Genomic DNA, 16,586 nt, shown 5'->3' on the forward strand with positions numbered 1-16,586 from the left:
ATGCTTCTGTTGAATTACAATGAGAATGGAAATCCTGCGGCACGATTAAGCCTGCAGAAGAATGGTTTTCTGGCTCGCGTGCAAATGCGCGCCTGTGCGATCTCCATTCTGACCAGCCTTGCGACCGAACGGGCCGAGGTGGAGGATTTCATCGCCGCGACCTACGCCAACGCCTATGACGCGTCGATCCGGGTGCAATATGACACGCTGATGAGTGTGCGTGATGACAGCGGCAAGATTGTCGCAGCCCTTGGCTTTCGCTCTGCCGGTCACGGACCACTTTTCCTTGAACAATATCTGCCCTGCCCGATTGACAACATCCTTGGCATTTCTCGCCATCAGATTGTCGAAATCGGCAATCTGGCTTCGTCCGGTGGTGGCGGAACGTCGTTCCTGTTCACCGCCCTTTCGGCCTATCTGTATCACAATGCCTATAAGCAGGCAGTCGTCACCGGTACCGACAATATCGAAAAGCGTCTGCGCAAGATGGGTTTGAACCCGGTGCGTCACGCCATGGCCGATCCATCGCGTCTGGCCGAAAAGGACACCGATTGGGGCCGCTATTACGAGCGCTGCCCGCATGTTCTGTCCGGATCGGTCGCATATGGCTACCGACAGCTGCAATCGCTGTATGGCGCTGAATATCTGCATATGCGCCCGCGTCTTTATCCCCACTTCCAGCATAATGGCGAGATTTGATCATGCTGTTTGAACGTATCCGCAATCATCCTGGTCATCGTCCTGCCCTGCGCACAGGCACCGCCGAAATTAACTATGGCGACCTGATCCGTCATGTTGAGGAACGCAGCATCCAGTTGCAGGATGTTGATGTTCTGGGCATCGCACTTGATAACGGCATTGACTGGCTGCTCTGGGATCTTGCGGCCCTGCATACCGGGATCATCTGCATCCCGTTACCACCCTTTTTCACCAAGGATCAGATTGACCACAGCATTGCGACTGGCGGGATCACACACATGGTCACACCGGGCGGGCTTGTTGCAACCGGCTTTGACCGTTCGCCATTGATCCCCGAAGGAACGGCAAAAATCACCTTCACCTCTGGCTCGACAGGCACCCCAAAGGGTGTTTGTCTGTCGGAGACCGCGATGTTCAATGTCGCACATGCCATCCACGCGGTTCTCGGCGATGATTTTGTCGGAACACATGCCTGTGTCCTTCCACTTGCCGTTCTTCTGGAAAATGTCGCCGGGGTCTATGCCGGTCTGATAGCCGGATGCACAATCCATCTGACAGGGCTGCAGGAATTCGGATCGCAATATCATAATCTGTACGATGTCCTGAAACAGGCCCGCGCAAATTCGGTCATTCTGGTCCCGGAAATCTTGCGTGCCCTGATGATGCAGGTCCACGCCAAAGGCCCGCTTCCTGATTTGAAATTCATCGCTGTTGGTGGTGCACGCGTTGCCCCGCGCCTGATCGCCACGGCGCGCCAGCTTGGTCTTCCTGTCTATGAGGGCTATGGCCTGTCGGAATGTGCGTCGGTTCTTTCGATGAATATCCCGGGCAAGGACAAACCTGGCACGGCTGGCACATTGCTTCCCCACGTAAAGGCAGAAATTCGGGATGGCGAAATCTATGTCCACCGCCCGGGTTTCCTTGGCTATATCGGAGCAACAGACCAGTCGGACGGCACCGTTGCCCAGTGGTTTGCCACTGGCGATATCGGCGACATCGATGCGGACGGATTTGTTCACGTTACCGGCCGCAAGAAGAATGTGCTGATAACCTCGCATGGCCGCAACATATCGCCTGAATGGCCGGAGTCCGTTCTGTTGGCGCAACCGGAAATCTATCAGGCAATCGTCTATGGCGATGACCAGCCACATCTGAGCGCCCTGATCGTTCCAAGCAATGCGACCGCCAATATCGCAGCCGCGATTGAGACGACCAACACCGTTCTCCCCGACTATGCGCAGATACGCGATTTCCAGATCGTCCCGCCTTTTAGCGTCGAAAATGGCTGCCTGACCGGCAATGGTCGGCCCAAACGCGACGCAATTTCAGCCCGCTACCTTTCTCCTCAACTTACCCCGGAGCCTTCCATGAACTTTTATGATCGTCTTGTTGCAGAAACCGCAGAAGCACGTGCAAGCCTTTATCATGTCCCGCAGCTGGTGGACGGACTGCAGGGTAATATTTCGCGCTCGACCTATGTTGCCTATCTGACCGAGGCCTATCACCACGTCAAACACACCGTCCCGTTCCTGATGGCGATGGGATCGCGCCTGCCTGAGGACAAACGCTGGTTGCACAAGGCGATCATTGAATATCTTGAAGAAGAAGAAGGCCACGAAGAATGGATTCTCAATGACATCGAGGCCGCTGGCGGCAATCGCGAAAAAGCGCGCAACGCAACGCCGAACCTCGAAACCCAGGTCATGGTTGCCTATAACTATGACTATATCGCGCGCAAAAACCCGGTCGGGTTCTTTGGCATGGTCTTTATGCTTGAAAGCACCTCTACCCAGATCGCAAGTCAGGGTGCTGATGCCGTCATGAACGGCCTTGATCTTCCGAAATCGGCATTCAGCTATCTGTTCTCGCACGGGTCGCTTGATATCGAGCATATGAAATTCTTCGAACAGACCGTCAACAAGATCACCGATCCCGATGATCAGGCAGCGATCATTGAAGTGGCCCAAAACACCTTCCGTCTGTTTGCAAACCTGTTTGCTGCCATTCCGCATGAAGGACAGAGAAAACATGTTGCTTGATGGAAAAAGCGTCTTTCTGACCGGGGCGACGGGCGGCATTGGCAGGCCGCTTGCCGCCCTGCTCAGGGGACGCGGTGCTCATGTCACAACCTATGACCGGGCCCAGCAGGGTAATCTGATGGAAAATATCGATACCACCTGCAAGGTCCTGCGCGAAAACACGCCCGACATTCTGGTCAATCTGGCCGGGATCAACGAGTTCGACCTTGCCGAAAAGCAGGATTACGACGCGCTTCTGACCTTGAACCTGCTGGTGCCGATGCGCTTGTGTCAGGCGGTCTTGCCGACCATGCGCGCACGCCGTTCCGGACAGATCGTCAATATCGGATCGATGGCGGGATTGATCCCCCTGCCGCACATGACCGGTTACGTCGCGGCCAAATCCGGGCTTAAGGGATTTAGCGACGCCCTTCGACGCGAAATGGCAGATTGCGGCGTCAAGGTTTCCCACATTGCACCACGTGCTGTTCACACCGAAATGAATGCTGGCAAACTTGGTTTGCTGAACAAGCGGACCCATACGACCGAAGACCGCCCGCGTGACGTGGCAAACCGTATCATCAACGCCATTGAACGCAGTGAATCCGATGTTCGGATCGGCTGGCCCGAACGCCTGTTTGCGCAACTTAACGCCCTGTGCCCTTCCCTGATCGACAAGGGTCTTCGCAAGAACACGGCCATTGGCGTTGATATCCTCAATTCCGAACAGGAGGATAGCGCCGAGCCACAACCTCTTGCCGCCCCAAACTGTGACACCCAGCGGAGGAACATCGCATGAAGCTCAACCCCCTTATTCTTTTCTGTGCCCTTGCGGTATTGCTGCCCATGATTGGGCATGCAGAAACCACCAACGGTGCGGTGATGGATGGCGTATCACATCTTCAGACCGAATGGGCGCGGATCAAATACGACCTGTCGGACAAGGACCAGCAAGTAGAAGCCCTTCATCAGCTTGAAGCTGATGGCGCAGAACTGCTTGTCCGGTTCCCCGAAAGCCCGGAACTGCAGATCTGGCAGGGAATTTTGCTATCGACCGATGCCGGAATTGATCGCGGTATTTCCGCACTTGGCAAGGTCCGTGATGCCCGCGAGCTGTTTGAAAAGGCGATCAAAACCAATCCCGATGCACTTGACGGTTCAGCCTATACCTCGCTTGGGTCATTATACTATCAGGTCCCGTCATGGCCGCTTGCCTTTGGTAGCAACACCAAGGCCGAGGAATTCCTGAAAAAGGCGCTGGCCGTTAACCCTGACGGCATCGACCCGAACTACTTTTACGGTGACTTCCTGCTGCAGCAGGATCGCAGCAGCGAAGCTCGCACCTATTTCGAAAAGGCCCTGAAGGCACCGGACCGTCCCAGCCGTCCACGGGCGGACGCCGGACGTCGTGCAGAAATCGCCAGGGCCCTGAATGAGATTGCCCGCAAGTCCGCCAAATAGCGGATTGAACCATTCGCAGCAGCACATATGAAAAGGCCGGAACAGCTGTCCCGGCCTTTTTGGTTCATGTCTCGGGTCGCGATCTAGCTGATGATATCGGTCATGTCTTTTTGTTCGACCTGGTTGGCCTTGAGATGATGAGGATCAGCTTCGACCTGTTCGGGTATTTTGTTTTCCGGTCTTGGCGTATCGAGCAATGCTCCTACCTGCACAGCAAGAACAGACTGGCGCTTTTTCTCAAGCTCGACCAGACGTTCGCGCATGACAATCGGCCAGCCACCATCGGTTTGCACCAGCAGCAACCGGTCATAATCAAGAAACAGCCCCATCCGCGTCATCAGTTCCGTCAGGGTAATGCGCGACAGGTCCCCGGAAAGCAACCAGCGATGATCTTCGGACCGATCAATCAGTTTCTCGCGGCGAAGAGCGGCCAGCGCCCAGTTGAGATCACGTCCGCCAAGTTTGAGCTCACGCATCATCTTGCGATAGGTCGGCGGTTTTGCCGCATCATGGAACCGCGCCTGCAGATATTCCAGCACCCGCAGCACGGCAATAATCCGCTCCATATGCCCGGGCACGGCACCGCGTGGGTCGGGAATAAGACCCGCAGCTCGTGCAGCACGCCATTCCGATTGTGCGGCGGCCACCTGAGCGCCGAGCAAGATCACAATCCATGTCAGGTACATCCACAACAGGAAGATCGGAACAATCGCCACCGCACCATAAATGGTCTGATAGGTCGGAAAGTTGGTGACATAGAACCCGAAACCCTTTTTCAGGGCTTCGAACAGCATGGCGGCAACAAAACCGCCAACGAGTCCGTCAATGATTGCAACCGAACGGTTGGGCATTCCGATGAACAACAGCGAAAATGCGGCTGTAGACAACAGGAACGGTGCAATGAATGTCAATTGACCTATCTGCTGGCCAAGCGCCTCGCCCCCAACCAGATGACGCATTGCAAAGATATAGGATGCAAGCGACAGGCTTAACCCCAGCAACATCGGACCGACAGTCAGAAGTGTCCAGAACACGACAAGTCGTGCCAATAACTTGCGCGGACTCGTAACGCGAAAGACATCATTCATCGCCCCTTCTATCGCGCCAAGCAGCATGACAGCAGTCAACCCCAGTACCATGGTACCGATCGCCGTCATCTGTCCGGTATTTTGCAGGAAGTTGCCTAGATAGTCGCTTACCTGCTCCCCGGTTTCGGGCAGAAAGTTGTTCAGAACGACATCCATGATCTGATCTTTGAACTGATCAAATACGGGAAAGGCAGACAAAACTGTCAGGGCCACAGCCAGAAACGGCACCATTGCCAGAAGCGTCGTATAGGAGAGTCCCGCTGCACGCTGGACCGATTTATCGTGAATAAACCGCATAATTGCATAGCGCCAAAATGCCGTTCGGTCCGCGATCATTTTCTGAATTTCGACCATTAAACGCTTATCCCCACGCATTTTCCGGTTATACTGCATGTGATCAACAAGATAGCGCGCCGATACATGATATGACAGGCCAGATTGACCTTGGCCTAGCTTTGTGTAGGATGCGCCGAATGTCTAATGCCTTCTGTGCCGGTCGCGGCTTTATTTGAATGCTTCTACCTGCCAGAAAATGAGATCGTGGGAACGAGAGGAAAAATGAGCCTGTCCACCGAAAACATTTCGGGCCTGATGGCCGGTAAGCGCGGCCTGATTATGGGCGTCGCCAACGATAAATCCATCGCATGGGGTATCGCACGCGCCGCTGCTGCCGCGGGTGCCGAGGTTGCTTTTACTTTCCAGGGCGAGGCACTTGAAAAGCGCGTACGCCCGCTTGCGGAGTCTGTCGGCAGCGATATCGTCTTGCCATGTGACGTCACCGATGCCGCAAGCATCGACGCTGTTTTTGACACGCTCAAGGAAAAATGGGGCAAGCTGGACTTTGTCGTCCATGCCATCGGTTTTTCCGACAAGAACGAACTGCGCGGTCGCTATGTCGACACCTCGCCGGAAAACTTCGCGCTTTCAATGAACATCTCGGTCTATTCTTTCACCGCTGTTGCCCAGCGCGCGGAAAAACTGATGACCGATGGTGGCTCGCTTCTGACCCTGTCCTATTACGGTGCAGAAAAAGTCATGCCGCACTACAACGTCATGGGCGTTGCCAAGGCAGCACTGGAAGCAAGCGTGAAATATCTGGCCAATGACCTTGGCCCGGACCGCATCCGTGTCAACGCAATTTCGGCCGGTCCGATGAAAACCCTTGCCGCTTCAGGTATCGGCGACTTCCGCTATATCCTGAAATGGAACGAATACAACTCGCCGATGCGCCGTAACGTCACGCTTGATGACGTTGGCGGTTCGGGGCTGTACTTCCTGTCGGATCTTTCGACCGGTGTCACGGGTGAAACCCATCATGTCGATTGCGGTTACCATACCGTTGGCATGAAGCAGGCAGACGCACCTGACATCAATGTTCAGAAATCCTGATCTGAACATGATATGATTTTGCGGGCTGCCCTTATGGGCGGCCCGTTTTGTCTCTTTAATATTTGAATTCTGGAATTCGGTTATGGCTGGCAACAGTTTTGGAACGCTCTTTCGCTTCACCACCTTTGGCGAAAGCCACGGCCCGGCAATCGGCTGTGTTGTAGATGGTGTGCCCCCTCTTCTTGAGCTGACCGAGGCCGATATCCAGGAATTCCTCGAGAAACGCAAACCCGGTCAATCGCGCTTTACCACCCAGCGTCGCGAACCTGATCAGGTCAAAATTCTTTCGGGCGTGTTCGAAGGCAAAACCACCGGCACCCCGATTGGGCTTCTGATCGAAAATGTCGATCAGCGATCCAAGGATTATGGCGAGATTAAAAACCAGTTCCGCCCGGGCCATGCCGATTACACCTATTGGGAAAAATACGGCACGCGCGATTATCGCGGCGGCGGCCGTTCATCGGCCCGCGAAACAGCAATGCGTGTTGCGGCCGGTGCCATTGCCCGCAAGGTTCTTGGCGATGACATCAAAATCCGTGGCGCACTGGTCAAGATGGGCACCAAGGAAATCAATCGCGATAACTGGGACTGGAACGAAGTTGATAACAACCCGTTCTTCTGCCCCGATCCCGAAGCCGTTCCGGTATTCGAGGAATATCTCGACGGCCTGCGCAAGGACGGATCATCGGTTGGTGCTGTGATCGAAATTGTCTGTTCGGGCGTTCCGGTTGGTCTTGGCGATCCGGTTTATGACAAGCTTGATGCCGATCTGGCCAAGGCGATGATGACCATCAACGCGGTCAAGGGGGTCGAAATCGGCAACGGCTTTGAAGCCGCCGAACTGACCGGCATCGAGAATGCCGATGAAATGCACTTGGGCAACGACGGCAAACCCGTCTTTGGTTCGAACCATGCCGGTGGCATTCTGGGTGGTATTTCGTCCGGTCAGGATGTTGTCGTTCGCTTTGCGGTCAAACCGACCAGCTCAATCCTGACCCCGCGCAAAAGCATCGATATTTATGGCAAGGAAGTCGACGTTGTCACCAAGGGCCGTCACGACCCGTGCGTTGGCATTCGCGGCGTTCCGGTCGGCGAAGCCATGGCGGCCATTGTGCTTGCCGACCACCTTCTGCGCCATCGCGCGCAATGCGAAGGCTGGAACACCAACAAGCATTTCCCGAGCTGATCCCTTAAGCAGATAATTCCTGTCACAATCGGGTTGATGCCACGTCTTGATGGCATGAACCCGATATTGCTCAAAACCCTGATCTCGCTTGCTGCATCAAACAACAAATCCGCCAAAGGCGGATCGCTTGGCACTGATGCACAATTGCGCAACCGCACGATCCTTTACCCGGACGAGGCGCTTGACCTGCCGGAATGGGGAATTGCCGGAATGCCCGGCATGATCCTGGGAGCGGCCCCGCAAACCTGCCTGTTTGTCAGCGATCTTGAAATGTCTGGCTCAGATAACGCCAGTACAGGTGAAAGTTCCGACACGGATCAGGATACCGAGGCCGAGCCTACCAAAACCTCAGACGGATCAGCCGCCGGGATTGTCTCCTTCAGTCTGACCCTGAAATGCAATCCCGATCCCCAAAGCAATTTGAAGTCCTGCACCATTGTCTGGAAGCTCTCGCTTCCGATTGCCGGATATCGGGATATTCAAACCAGCAGCAGCAGCGAAAGCGTGCGCGCCCCAGTCATCCATACCCGTATGAAAATTCGTGGTATCGAACGCGACGTTGAAATCGGGCTTCTGGAAATGACCGGTCTCGAACAACCGCTTCTGATCGGGCAGGATACGCTGGGCGACAAGTTCCTGATCCGCCCGGATCGCGACAAAAAAGACTTACAAACACCAACGCCTTCCGTTGACCTGAACCCCACAGAATCGTCTGACCCGTCTGAGATGCCTGCGCCGTCAGAGCCGGGCGCCGCGCAGACCAAAACAGACACTATGCCCGAACAAACCAGTTCGCCCGAACAGACCAAGTCTGATGATCTCCCCCATAAAGACGCGGACACGACGGGCACGAAGGACACAACACCGGAAACTCCGCTGGAGTCAGCCTCAAATAACCAGGACATTTCAAACGACGCCGCAATGCCTGCAACACCGAATGCAGATGCGTCAAATCCTTCAAATACAGTGAGCCCTGAGGATCAATCAGCAGACAGCCAAAATCCTGCAGTGCCGGTGCCACCACCACAAAACGAGCAATCCCGAACAGACGCAGCAAACACACCATCAGAAGACGTACAGCCAGAACAGCCCAAAGCGGATGCCGCTGAAACCAATCCGGCAAGCGCACCACAAGCCCCGGCAACCGGGGATGACAGCACCAATACGGCACAGGCACAGACACAAACGCCGGGACCATCGGATGATCCAAAACCGGCAACTGATCCTGCCTGATCCCCTCAGTTCTTCAGATAACCTCCTGAACGTACTGCACCGCTTCTTCCAGAAGCGGTGCTTTTTTAAGTTCTAACAAAGGACAGCCTTGTTTTAGTGGCATATTTTGTCGGTTCGAGATCAGTTTAGCCTTGAAATACCAGATATCATTCGATAATGTTAACTCAGTTAACATAAGAAAATCGAGATGCGAGCTAATGGGGAAATACCATCACGGTGACGTCCGCAATGTTCTTTTGCAAAAAGCCGAAACCATCCTGACCGAAGAAGGCCCGACCGGTCTTTCGCTGCGACGTCTGGCGCGCATGACCGGTGTTTCAGAAGCCGCTCCCTATCGTCATTTTGACGGAAAGGATGGCATTTTGGCGGCAGTGGCCATATCGGCCTTTGAACGTTTTGCCGAACAACTCGAAGCCGTTGCCGCAAATGTTGAACATCACGAAGAGCGCATCATGCATCTTGGCGCGGCCTATGTCGGGTTTGCGGTTGAGAACCCGCAGCATTTCCGCCTGATCTTTGGCCGGGAACGCCCGCCGCTTGATCAATATCCGGAACTGCGCGAAGCCGCCGACAATGCCTTTGATGTTTTGCAGCGCGCTGTCACGTCCGTTGATCGCAAGGCCGAAATGACCCTGACCGAGGCCGCCACGGCCTATAACCGTGCCCTTGCCGCCTGGAGCCGGGCACACGGGATCGCGATGCTGGTGATTGACGGCATGATTGTTCCACCTGCTGATCAGAACCTTGGCAGCTTTGTACTTGGCCTTCTGGCCGAAGATTTAAACGCCCCGACAGGCATGTAACGCGCATTCCCGCCCATTGTCCCCTGCCAACCGGATTCTCCGATGGAATATTTCACCGTTAAATTCATCCACGTGCTTGGTGTCGTGCTTTTTCTGGGCAACATCATTGTCTCTGCCCTTTGGAAAACGCAGGCTGACCGGACACAGAACCCGGTCGTCATCGCCTTTGCCTGTCGGCTGGTGAATATGACCGACCTGTTCTTTACCGCGTTCGGGGCTGCCTTGATTACGATTGGCGGGATCGGATTGTTTCACGCAACAGGCATCGCAATTTCCGATGCCCCGCACCTGACGATTGGCATCGGCCTGTTTGGAATGGCTGCGATGCTCTGGCTGACAGGGTTGCTGCCTCTTCAGATCTACATGTCAAAGATTGCCGCCAAAACCGTTCAGGCCGGGGAAAGCACCATGCCAGCGGCCTATGAAAAAAGCCGCAAGCTTTGGAACATCATTGGCGGGATTGCTGTCTTGCTGCCGCTGGGCACGCTTTACTTCATGATTTTCCGCTAAAACCTGATTGTCCTTACGCGGGTCTGCGACGGGCCCGCGTGGCAATCAGCAAGGCAAATACCACCGCAATATTGCCCAGCATGTGCCAGCCATTCAAAACTTCGCCAAGCACCAATGCACCAAGCAAGGTCGCGACAAACGGCTGGACCAGAAGGACCATCGACCCCGTCGCCTCATCGACCGATTTAAGCCCGACAGACACCATCCCCTGTCCAAGGGCATGAACCAGTATGCCAAGGGCGGCCAGCGCCAACCAGCCCGTCATATCTGTTGGCGCAACCAGATCACCCTTGATCGCGGCAAATACGCCAATGACAATCGCAGTGACAACGGTCGTGCCGCTCATGGTAACAGCGGCACCGATATGCCGCCGCAATCTTCCGATCACGATCAGATAGCCCGCATAGAAAACAGCGGCCAATAGTCCAAAGGCATCCCCGGCCATGCTCCCGGTTCCGGCATCGCTTGCCCGAAACAGGCACCAGGCCCCAAAACCGGCAAATGGCAATCCGAACCAGAACATCCTGCCCGGACGTCGCGCAAGCCCGACAAGTCCAAGCAGACCGATGATAACCGGGGCCAGATTGGCAAGCAGGATCGCATTTCCTGCGGTCGTGAGCTCAATCGCGACATGGCATGCAATCAGGTCTGCAGCAAAAAAGACACCGGCCAGAACCATCCAGCCCGCAATCACGGCTTTCCCGACACTTGTCGGGCTCGCCGGATCGGGGCGTGCCGGTCTGGCCGGTACAAGGAATGCGGTTGCGCATAACAAAGGGGCGGCAAGCGCAACGCGCCAGAACGCAGACGCATCAGCCGAAACACCACTGAATCGCACAAGAATTGGCGACATTCCAAGCAACCCGCCCGCAAACAGCAACAAGCCGAATGCCCAAAGCGGATTGAGATGACTATCACCAGCCTTAATCGCGCCTGCATCCACGCATTTGGTGGCGGAGGGAGTACAAACAGAACTTCCGGCATGGGACATGGCGCTTGCTTTCAGGTGGCATCGCAGTTGGTTGTGCAAATGACCGGTGAAAGATCATCTGATGCGTCTGCGGCTGGACACAGGATGGTTGATTGCGCTATCGAAGTGAAATTGCTTCGGCTTATAGTGCAAATAACGGGCGCTTATGACCCTTCTCAATGTTGACATCGATCTGTTGCGAACTTTCCTGACGGTGCTTGAAACGCAAAGTTTCACCCGCACTGCAGAACGGCTATTGCGCACACAACCGGCCATCAGCCAGCAGATCAGAAAGCTTGAGGAAACCGTCGGCACGCCCCTGATCACCCGGGACCGCAAGGCCATCACACCAACCACCACGGGTCTGGTCGTCAAATCCTATGCCGAGGGGATTATAGGCCTTAATGACCGTATGCTGGCCGATCTTGTCGATGCCGCACCGTCGAGAATTCGCGTCGGTGTGCCAGATGATTACGCCGCAGTCTATCTGCCCCAACTTTTTCGGGTTGCGGCACGGCGGCTTCCCGACACCGAAATCACCTGTCACGCCGATCTTTCACGCAATCTTTCAAAGCGTGTGGCAAATGGCGACCTTGATCTCGCGATTCTGACGGCCGATCCTGATACACCATCCCTGCATGTGGTTTCCGAACCGTTGGTCTGGGTTGCGCATTCTGATTTCGATCTGTCACAGCGCCCCTTGCCGCTGGTGTTGTTTGAAGACGGGTGTGTCATCCGTGATGCGGCAACATCCGCACTTAAGAAGGCGGGCACTCCCCATCGCATCAGCCACAGCAGCGATGCCAATACCATGATCATTACCGTCATTAATGGTGGTCACGCGGTAGGGGCAATGCCGCGTTGTACGGCGGAACATGCGGGATTGCACCAGCTTTCTGATGATGTTCTGCCACCCTTGCCGTCGGTTGATATCAGCCTGATGGTGCGTGATCGTGCCAACCCGGCAGTGCGCGAGCTTGCCCTTGGTGCGATTGCAGCCCTTTCCCCCGATGACGTAGCACCGGACGCAGTTCCAGACTGATTGGCGGGCCCCATTCTTCCACCATGTGAAAAGACGTTTTATGTGATTGATCGGCTTTTGCCCGACCACATAAGATGCGCCAGCTTATATCCAGAACACCGGAGACATCCCATGCTGACCATCAAACGCCTGTCAATCGAAGACGCCTATATCCTGATTGAAGGCGCGCGCAACCGTGCCAATGAAATTGGTGTTCCGATGTGCATTGCCATCACCGATGAATCCGGTGTTCTCATCGCCTTTGAACGCATGGATGGCGGCAAGGTCACCAGTACCACGATTGCCCAGGATAAATCATTCACTGCCTCGGGCGCGCGCAAAGGCACCCACGAATACGCCGCCGCCGCTCAGCCAGGCAAACCGGCCTATGGCATTGATTCCGAAATCGGCGGGCGCCTGTCGATTGTTGCGGGTGGTCTTCCGGTCTTTGTCGATGGCGAATGCGTTGGCGGCATCGGTGTGAGTTCCGGCACGCCCCCGCAGGATCAGGACTGCGCCCAAGCCGGGATTGATTTCTTCATGAAGAAAATCGGCAAGTAATCAAAATTCGCGCGATGGAAATCGGCCTGTGATCAGGCTGATTTCCGCCCACAGATCAAAAACTCGACATTACCTTCGGGCCCGGTGATCGGACTTGTGGTAATGCCCAGAACTTCCCAGCCCGGCAAATTCGACAGCCAGTCGGAAATGGTGTCACACACTTCCTGATGCAGCTCGGGTTCGCGCACGACGCCCTTTTTACCGACGCGCTCCTTGCCGACTTCAAATTGCGGCTTGATCAGTGCAATCAGATGCCCGCCCGGTTTAAGGCGCTCCATGCTGGCCGGAAGAACGGTGCGCAGGCCAATGAAGCTGGCATCACACACGACGATATCGACCAGATCGGGAATCTGTTCTTCAGTGATGTGGCGCGCATTGGTTTTTTCCATGACAACCACCCGGTCGTCATTGCGTAATTTCCAGTCAAGCTGCCCCTGCCCGACATCCACGGCATAGACCTTTGCCGCACCGTTTTGCAGCAAAACATCGGTAAAGCCGCCTGTGGACGCCCCAACATCAATTCCGATAAAGCCGGTCACATCAATGTTGAATTCGGCAAGCCCCTTTTCCAGCTTTAACCCGCCGCGCGAAACCCAAGGATGGGGCTGTCCGCGCAAGGTGATCGCCATATCTTCCTTGCACTGCATGCCCGGTTTATCAAGGCGCTGCTCGCCACTAAAGACGTTGCCCGCCATAATGAAAGCCTGCGCCTTGGACCGGCTTTCCACCAACCCGCGTTCGACAAGCATCTGATCTAAACGTTTCTTTGCCATAAGCGCGTTTTAGCGCACCCATGAAAAAAGGTCACGCCCAATAACGGTAATTTCACTGTGATCGGAACAGATCGCCTAACTCGCCAGCGGTTCAAGATATCCGCGCGGGACAATGGCGAGAAGGTCGTTAAGGGCTTCGCCCTGAACAGCGACATGTTGCTGCATCAGCTTGCCGGCGACATCGGCCTCGCCGTTTGAAATGGCGCTCAGGATTTCGGCATGTTCATTGTTTGATTTTTTAACACGGCCCGGACGATGAAGCTGCAACCGACGATAGGGCGCCAGACGATTGCGGACATTTTTGGTCTGGCGTTCCAGAAAACTGTTCCGGCAACCGGCATAGATTGCTTCGTGGAAACGCACATTGGCCTCATAATAGGCATCTGCATCCGCATGCCCCTGAAGCGCGCTGCACTCTTCAGACAGTGCAATCAGGTTTTCAATATCAGCACGCGGCATCCGGCGGGCGGCGAGACGTGCGCACATGGCCTCAAGCTCGGCCATGACTTCAAACATCTCGATCAGTTCGGCGACTGTGATTGACGCAACAATCGTTCCGCGGCGGGGCATGGTTGCCACAAGACCGGAACCGGCAAGAGTCTGCAGAGCCTCCCGGACCGGTGTACGCGAAACGCCGAACCGTTCGCTCAGCGAACGTTCGTCAAGCTTGTCGCCGGGCTTAAGAATGCCGGTCACAATATCGCGTTCAAGTTTCTGTACCAGATCCGCAGCAAGCTTACCGTTTTGCGCCATAAAACGCCCTCATCCATATTCGGTTACTGGTATACCAGAACACATAAAATGGTACTAATCAAAGCCTTTTCTCTGCTGCTTTGCAGAGTTTCAATATTGCATCGCAAAAGTTACATGCCGATTTCCGCCAGTTTGCAGGCAAATACTCAAGCGCGGGTTTGTGGCACTGCAAAACGCATTTCTGGTATACAAAATTGCATAGACAGAATGCCAGAAATCTGTAACGCTTTCGACTAATGCGAAAACCGCATCAATAATAAGACGCGCAAAAAGCCGTCAAAATGCATCCAGAACGCATGCTTCATCCGGGAGGAAAAGATGAAGATTTTCAAGAAGACCCTTTCGGCGTCTGTCGCCGCCATTACTCTGTCTGTTGCCGCTTTTGGCATGTCCGCATCCGCCAATGCAGAAACGCTGAAACTGTCACATCAGTGGTCGACCAGCGATATCCGCCACAAGGTTGCCGAAATCATTGCCAACGAAGTCAAAGCCGCCAATGTTGATCTGGAAATCCAGATCTTCCCGTCCGGTTCCCTGTTCAAGGCAAAGGAGCAGTGGACTCCGATGACGCGTGGCCAGCTTGACATGATTGTTTATCCGCTGGCCTATGCCGGTGGTCGTGTCCCTGCTGCCAACCTGACCCTGATGCCTGCACTGGTCAAAAACCATGACCACGCAAACCGCATCAACACCTCCCCGTTCATGGACAAGATTGAAGGTCTGCTGAACGAAGATGGTGTTGTTACGGTTGCCAAGGGCTGGCTTGCCGGTGGCTTTGCATCGACCAAGGGCTGCATCCAAAAGCCGGAAGACGTAAAAGGCCTGCAGATTCGTGCAGCTGGTAAATCGTTCGAGCAGATGCTTGAAGGTGCCGGTGCTTCAATCGCTGCGATGCCAAGCTCGGAAATCTATCCGGCGATGCAGACCGGCGTTCTTGACGCCACCAACACCAGCTCGTCGAGCTTCGTTTCCTATCGCATCTATGAGCAGGTCAAATGCTATACCCCGGCAGCAGGCAATGCGCTGTGGTTCATGTATCAACCGGTTCTGATGTCGAAGAAAAGCTATGACAAGCTGAATGATGCTCAGAAAGATGCCCTTGCCGCTGCGGCAAAGAAAGCGGAAGAATATTACACCACCGAAGGCCGCAAGCAGGATTCTGACAGCATCGATGTCTTCAAGAATGCCGGTGTGGAAATCGCAGAACTCACCGATGAGGATTTCGCAGAATGGCAGAAACTTGCCATGGAAACCTCTTACAAGAAGTTCGTCGAAGAGACCCCGAACGGTCAGGAACTTCTTGATATGGCACTTGCTGTAAAGTGATCCATTGATGATGCGCTGGTGGTGCCGAGGCGTTCGGCACCACCCCATTTCCCGAATAATATAAAAATACAGAACAATCAGGTTCCGTCAGAGGAGTACGCGCGTGTCCAACGCCATGTCCCCGCACCCACTTCCAATTGATCTGCCCGATGATTTCGCGCAGACCCCAAGTGCGTCGCATTCCGTTAAATCCGATATGCCGCCCCCGCCTGATGTCGAGCCCATCGACGATCAAAATGTCAATGCCACCAATCGTGCGGCTCCGCCCAAAGGGCCGCTTGATGCATTCATTGCCGTCATTCATACGGCATCGCGCATTTGCGGAATCGCGTCGGCATCCATGTTCGGCATTTCAATGCTGATCATCTGCCAGCTGGTTTTCATGCGCTATGTGCTTAATGAATCGACTGTCTGGCAAACCGAAGCTGTGATTTTCCTGATGATCGGCGCAACCCTGATCGGCCTGCCCTATGTCCAGCTGTTGCGTGGCCATGTGAATGTCGACTTGCTGCCGCTTTATCTCAAACACGGCGCACGCATGACGCTTGCCGTTCTCACCCTTCTATGTGGAATGGCCATCAGCGCCATGTTCGGCTTTTACGGACTTGAGCTTGTGATTGAGGCATTTGAAGGCGGATGGCTGTCTGAAACGATCTGGGCTGTTCCGCTTTGGAAACCATATACCGCCCTGCCAATCGGTTTTGGCCTGCTGTTCTTGCAGTTCCTTGCCGACTTCCTGTCCCTTGTCACTCGCCGGTCGACCCCGTTCGATCTGCGCGATGACGCATTCTAAGG

17 protein-coding genes are annotated in these 16,586 nt (G+C 54.8%); 13 read left to right on the top strand and 4 right to left on the bottom strand.

Going from position 1 to position 16,586, the window contains the following annotated elements:
- The 4 genes from TH30_RS14170 to TH30_RS14185 are packed head-to-tail and all read left to right on the top strand — an operon-like array spanning position 1 to position 4,178.
- A complete protein-coding gene (locus TH30_RS14170; RefSeq protein WP_114098757.1) occupies positions 1-699 on the top strand; it encodes a thermostable hemolysin in 699 nt (232 codons plus the stop codon).
- Between the two features lie 2 nt (positions 700-701).
- A complete protein-coding gene (locus tag TH30_RS14175) occupies positions 702-2,738 on the top strand; it encodes an AMP-binding protein (protein ID WP_114098758.1) in 2,037 nt (678 codons plus the stop codon).
- Positions 2,728-3,516, top strand: a complete 789-nt coding sequence (locus tag TH30_RS14180) for an SDR family NAD(P)-dependent oxidoreductase (protein ID WP_114098759.1) — start codon at positions 2,728-2,730, stop codon at positions 3,514-3,516. The genes TH30_RS14175 and TH30_RS14180 overlap by 11 nt, the downstream gene beginning before the upstream one ends.
- Positions 3,513-4,178: a tetratricopeptide repeat protein gene (locus TH30_RS14185; RefSeq protein ID WP_114098760.1), complete on the top strand. Its 666-nt coding sequence runs from the start codon at positions 3,513-3,515 to the stop codon at positions 4,176-4,178. The genes TH30_RS14180 and TH30_RS14185 overlap by 4 nt, the downstream gene beginning before the upstream one ends.
- A gap of 83 nt (positions 4,179-4,261) precedes the next feature.
- Here the strand turns inward: TH30_RS14185 and TH30_RS14190 are convergent, their stop codons facing one another.
- Positions 4,262-5,620, bottom strand: a complete 1,359-nt coding sequence (locus tag TH30_RS14190; protein WP_114098761.1) for a YihY family inner membrane protein — start codon at positions 5,618-5,620, stop codon at positions 4,262-4,264.
- Positions 5,621-5,824: 204 nt separating this feature from the next.
- On the opposite strand from TH30_RS14190, the gene fabI reads away from it, so the two are divergent.
- The 5 genes from fabI (at position 5,825) to TH30_RS14215 (ending at position 10,387) form a co-directional block, all read left to right on the top strand.
- Positions 5,825-6,655, top strand: a complete 831-nt coding sequence (fabI, locus tag TH30_RS14195; RefSeq protein ID WP_114098762.1) for an enoyl-ACP reductase FabI — start codon at positions 5,825-5,827, stop codon at positions 6,653-6,655.
- Positions 6,656-6,737: 82 nt separating this feature from the next.
- On the top strand, positions 6,738-7,841 hold the full coding sequence (aroC, locus tag TH30_RS14200) for a chorismate synthase (RefSeq protein WP_114098763.1): 1,104 nt from the start codon (positions 6,738-6,740) through the stop codon (positions 7,839-7,841).
- Between the two features lie 36 nt (positions 7,842-7,877).
- The gene (locus tag TH30_RS14205) at positions 7,878-9,074 is read left to right on the top strand and encodes a RodZ family helix-turn-helix domain-containing protein (RefSeq protein ID WP_114098764.1); all 1,197 of its coding nucleotides are present in this window, start codon (positions 7,878-7,880) and stop codon (positions 9,072-9,074) included.
- Between the two features lie 197 nt (positions 9,075-9,271).
- Positions 9,272-9,877, top strand: a complete 606-nt coding sequence (locus tag TH30_RS14210) for a TetR/AcrR family transcriptional regulator (protein ID WP_114098765.1) — start codon at positions 9,272-9,274, stop codon at positions 9,875-9,877.
- A 42-nt stretch (positions 9,878-9,919) separates the two neighbouring features.
- A complete protein-coding gene (locus tag TH30_RS14215) occupies positions 9,920-10,387 on the top strand; it encodes a DUF2269 family protein (protein ID WP_114098766.1) in 468 nt (155 codons plus the stop codon).
- 13 nt (positions 10,388-10,400) lie between these two features.
- Here TH30_RS14215 and TH30_RS14220 read toward each other — a convergent pair whose 3' ends face one another.
- On the bottom strand, positions 10,401-11,378 hold the full coding sequence (locus TH30_RS14220; protein WP_114098767.1) for a DMT family transporter: 978 nt from the start codon (positions 11,376-11,378) through the stop codon (positions 10,401-10,403).
- 145 nt (positions 11,379-11,523) lie between these two features.
- On the opposite strand from TH30_RS14220, the gene TH30_RS14225 reads away from it, so the two are divergent.
- Both TH30_RS14225 and TH30_RS14230 read left to right on the top strand, forming a co-directional pair.
- Positions 11,524-12,399, top strand: a complete 876-nt coding sequence (locus tag TH30_RS14225) for a LysR family transcriptional regulator (protein ID WP_114098768.1) — start codon at positions 11,524-11,526, stop codon at positions 12,397-12,399.
- Between the two features lie 111 nt (positions 12,400-12,510).
- Positions 12,511-12,939, top strand: a complete 429-nt coding sequence (locus tag TH30_RS14230; protein ID WP_008891292.1) for a GlcG/HbpS family heme-binding protein — start codon at positions 12,511-12,513, stop codon at positions 12,937-12,939.
- 32 nt (positions 12,940-12,971) lie between these two features.
- Here the strand turns inward: TH30_RS14230 and TH30_RS14235 are convergent, their stop codons facing one another.
- Together TH30_RS14235 and TH30_RS14240 are read right to left on the bottom strand one after the other, a co-directional pair.
- Positions 12,972-13,712 (bottom strand): TlyA family RNA methyltransferase, encoded by a 741-nt coding sequence (locus TH30_RS14235; protein WP_114098769.1) that lies wholly within the window; start codon positions 13,710-13,712, stop codon positions 12,972-12,974.
- Positions 13,713-13,787: 75 nt separating this feature from the next.
- Entirely contained in the window at positions 13,788-14,465 is a 678-nt protein-coding gene (locus tag TH30_RS14240; protein ID WP_114098770.1) for a GntR family transcriptional regulator, read from the bottom strand.
- Positions 14,466-14,783: 318 nt separating this feature from the next.
- Between TH30_RS14240 and dctP the strand changes: the two genes are divergently transcribed.
- Both dctP and TH30_RS14250 read left to right on the top strand, forming a co-directional pair.
- Positions 14,784-15,791, top strand: a complete 1,008-nt coding sequence (gene dctP, locus TH30_RS14245; RefSeq protein WP_114098771.1) for a TRAP transporter substrate-binding protein DctP — start codon at positions 14,784-14,786, stop codon at positions 15,789-15,791.
- Positions 15,792-15,894: 103 nt separating this feature from the next.
- On the top strand, positions 15,895-16,584 hold the full coding sequence (locus TH30_RS14250) for a TRAP transporter small permease (RefSeq protein WP_114098772.1): 690 nt from the start codon (positions 15,895-15,897) through the stop codon (positions 16,582-16,584).
- Positions 16,585-16,586: the final 2 nt, after the last annotated feature.

The organism is Thalassospira profundimaris (assembly GCF_003326795.1).
Lineage (GTDB): Bacteria > Pseudomonadota > Alphaproteobacteria > Rhodospirillales > Thalassospiraceae > Thalassospira > Thalassospira profundimaris_C.

What these genes read in the sequence shown, in the direction of transcription:
- TH30_RS14240 (WP_114098770.1), bottom strand. Translation starts at nt 14,465, where the DNA reads ATGGCGCAAAACGGTAAGCTTGCTGCGGATCTGGTACAGAAACTTGAA.
- TH30_RS14205 (WP_114098764.1), top strand. Translation starts at nt 7,878, where the DNA reads ATGCCACGTCTTGATGGCATGAACCCGATATTGCTCAAAACCCTGATC.
- TH30_RS14180 (WP_114098759.1), top strand. Translation starts at nt 2,728, where the DNA reads ATGTTGCTTGATGGAAAAAGCGTCTTTCTGACCGGGGCGACGGGCGGC.
- TH30_RS14230 (WP_008891292.1), top strand. Translation starts at nt 12,511, where the DNA reads ATGCTGACCATCAAACGCCTGTCAATCGAAGACGCCTATATCCTGATT.
- aroC (WP_114098763.1), top strand. Translation starts at nt 6,738, where the DNA reads ATGGCTGGCAACAGTTTTGGAACGCTCTTTCGCTTCACCACCTTTGGC.
- TH30_RS14225 (WP_114098768.1), top strand. Translation starts at nt 11,524, where the DNA reads ATGACCCTTCTCAATGTTGACATCGATCTGTTGCGAACTTTCCTGACG.
- TH30_RS14175 (WP_114098758.1), top strand. Translation starts at nt 702, where the DNA reads ATGCTGTTTGAACGTATCCGCAATCATCCTGGTCATCGTCCTGCCCTG.
- TH30_RS14235 (WP_114098769.1), bottom strand. Translation starts at nt 13,712, where the DNA reads ATGGCAAAGAAACGTTTAGATCAGATGCTTGTCGAACGCGGGTTGGTG.
- fabI (WP_114098762.1), top strand. Translation starts at nt 5,825, where the DNA reads ATGAGCCTGTCCACCGAAAACATTTCGGGCCTGATGGCCGGTAAGCGC.
- TH30_RS14220 (WP_114098767.1), bottom strand. Translation starts at nt 11,378, where the DNA reads ATGTCCCATGCCGGAAGTTCTGTTTGTACTCCCTCCGCCACCAAATGC.
- dctP (WP_114098771.1), top strand. Translation starts at nt 14,784, where the DNA reads ATGAAGATTTTCAAGAAGACCCTTTCGGCGTCTGTCGCCGCCATTACT.
- TH30_RS14170 (WP_114098757.1), top strand. Translation starts at nt 1, where the DNA reads ATGCTTCTGTTGAATTACAATGAGAATGGAAATCCTGCGGCACGATTA.
- TH30_RS14215 (WP_114098766.1), top strand. Translation starts at nt 9,920, where the DNA reads ATGGAATATTTCACCGTTAAATTCATCCACGTGCTTGGTGTCGTGCTT.
- TH30_RS14210 (WP_114098765.1), top strand. Translation starts at nt 9,272, where the DNA reads ATGGGGAAATACCATCACGGTGACGTCCGCAATGTTCTTTTGCAAAAA.
- TH30_RS14185 (WP_114098760.1), top strand. Translation starts at nt 3,513, where the DNA reads ATGAAGCTCAACCCCCTTATTCTTTTCTGTGCCCTTGCGGTATTGCTG.
- TH30_RS14190 (WP_114098761.1), bottom strand. Translation starts at nt 5,620, where the DNA reads ATGGTCGAAATTCAGAAAATGATCGCGGACCGAACGGCATTTTGGCGC.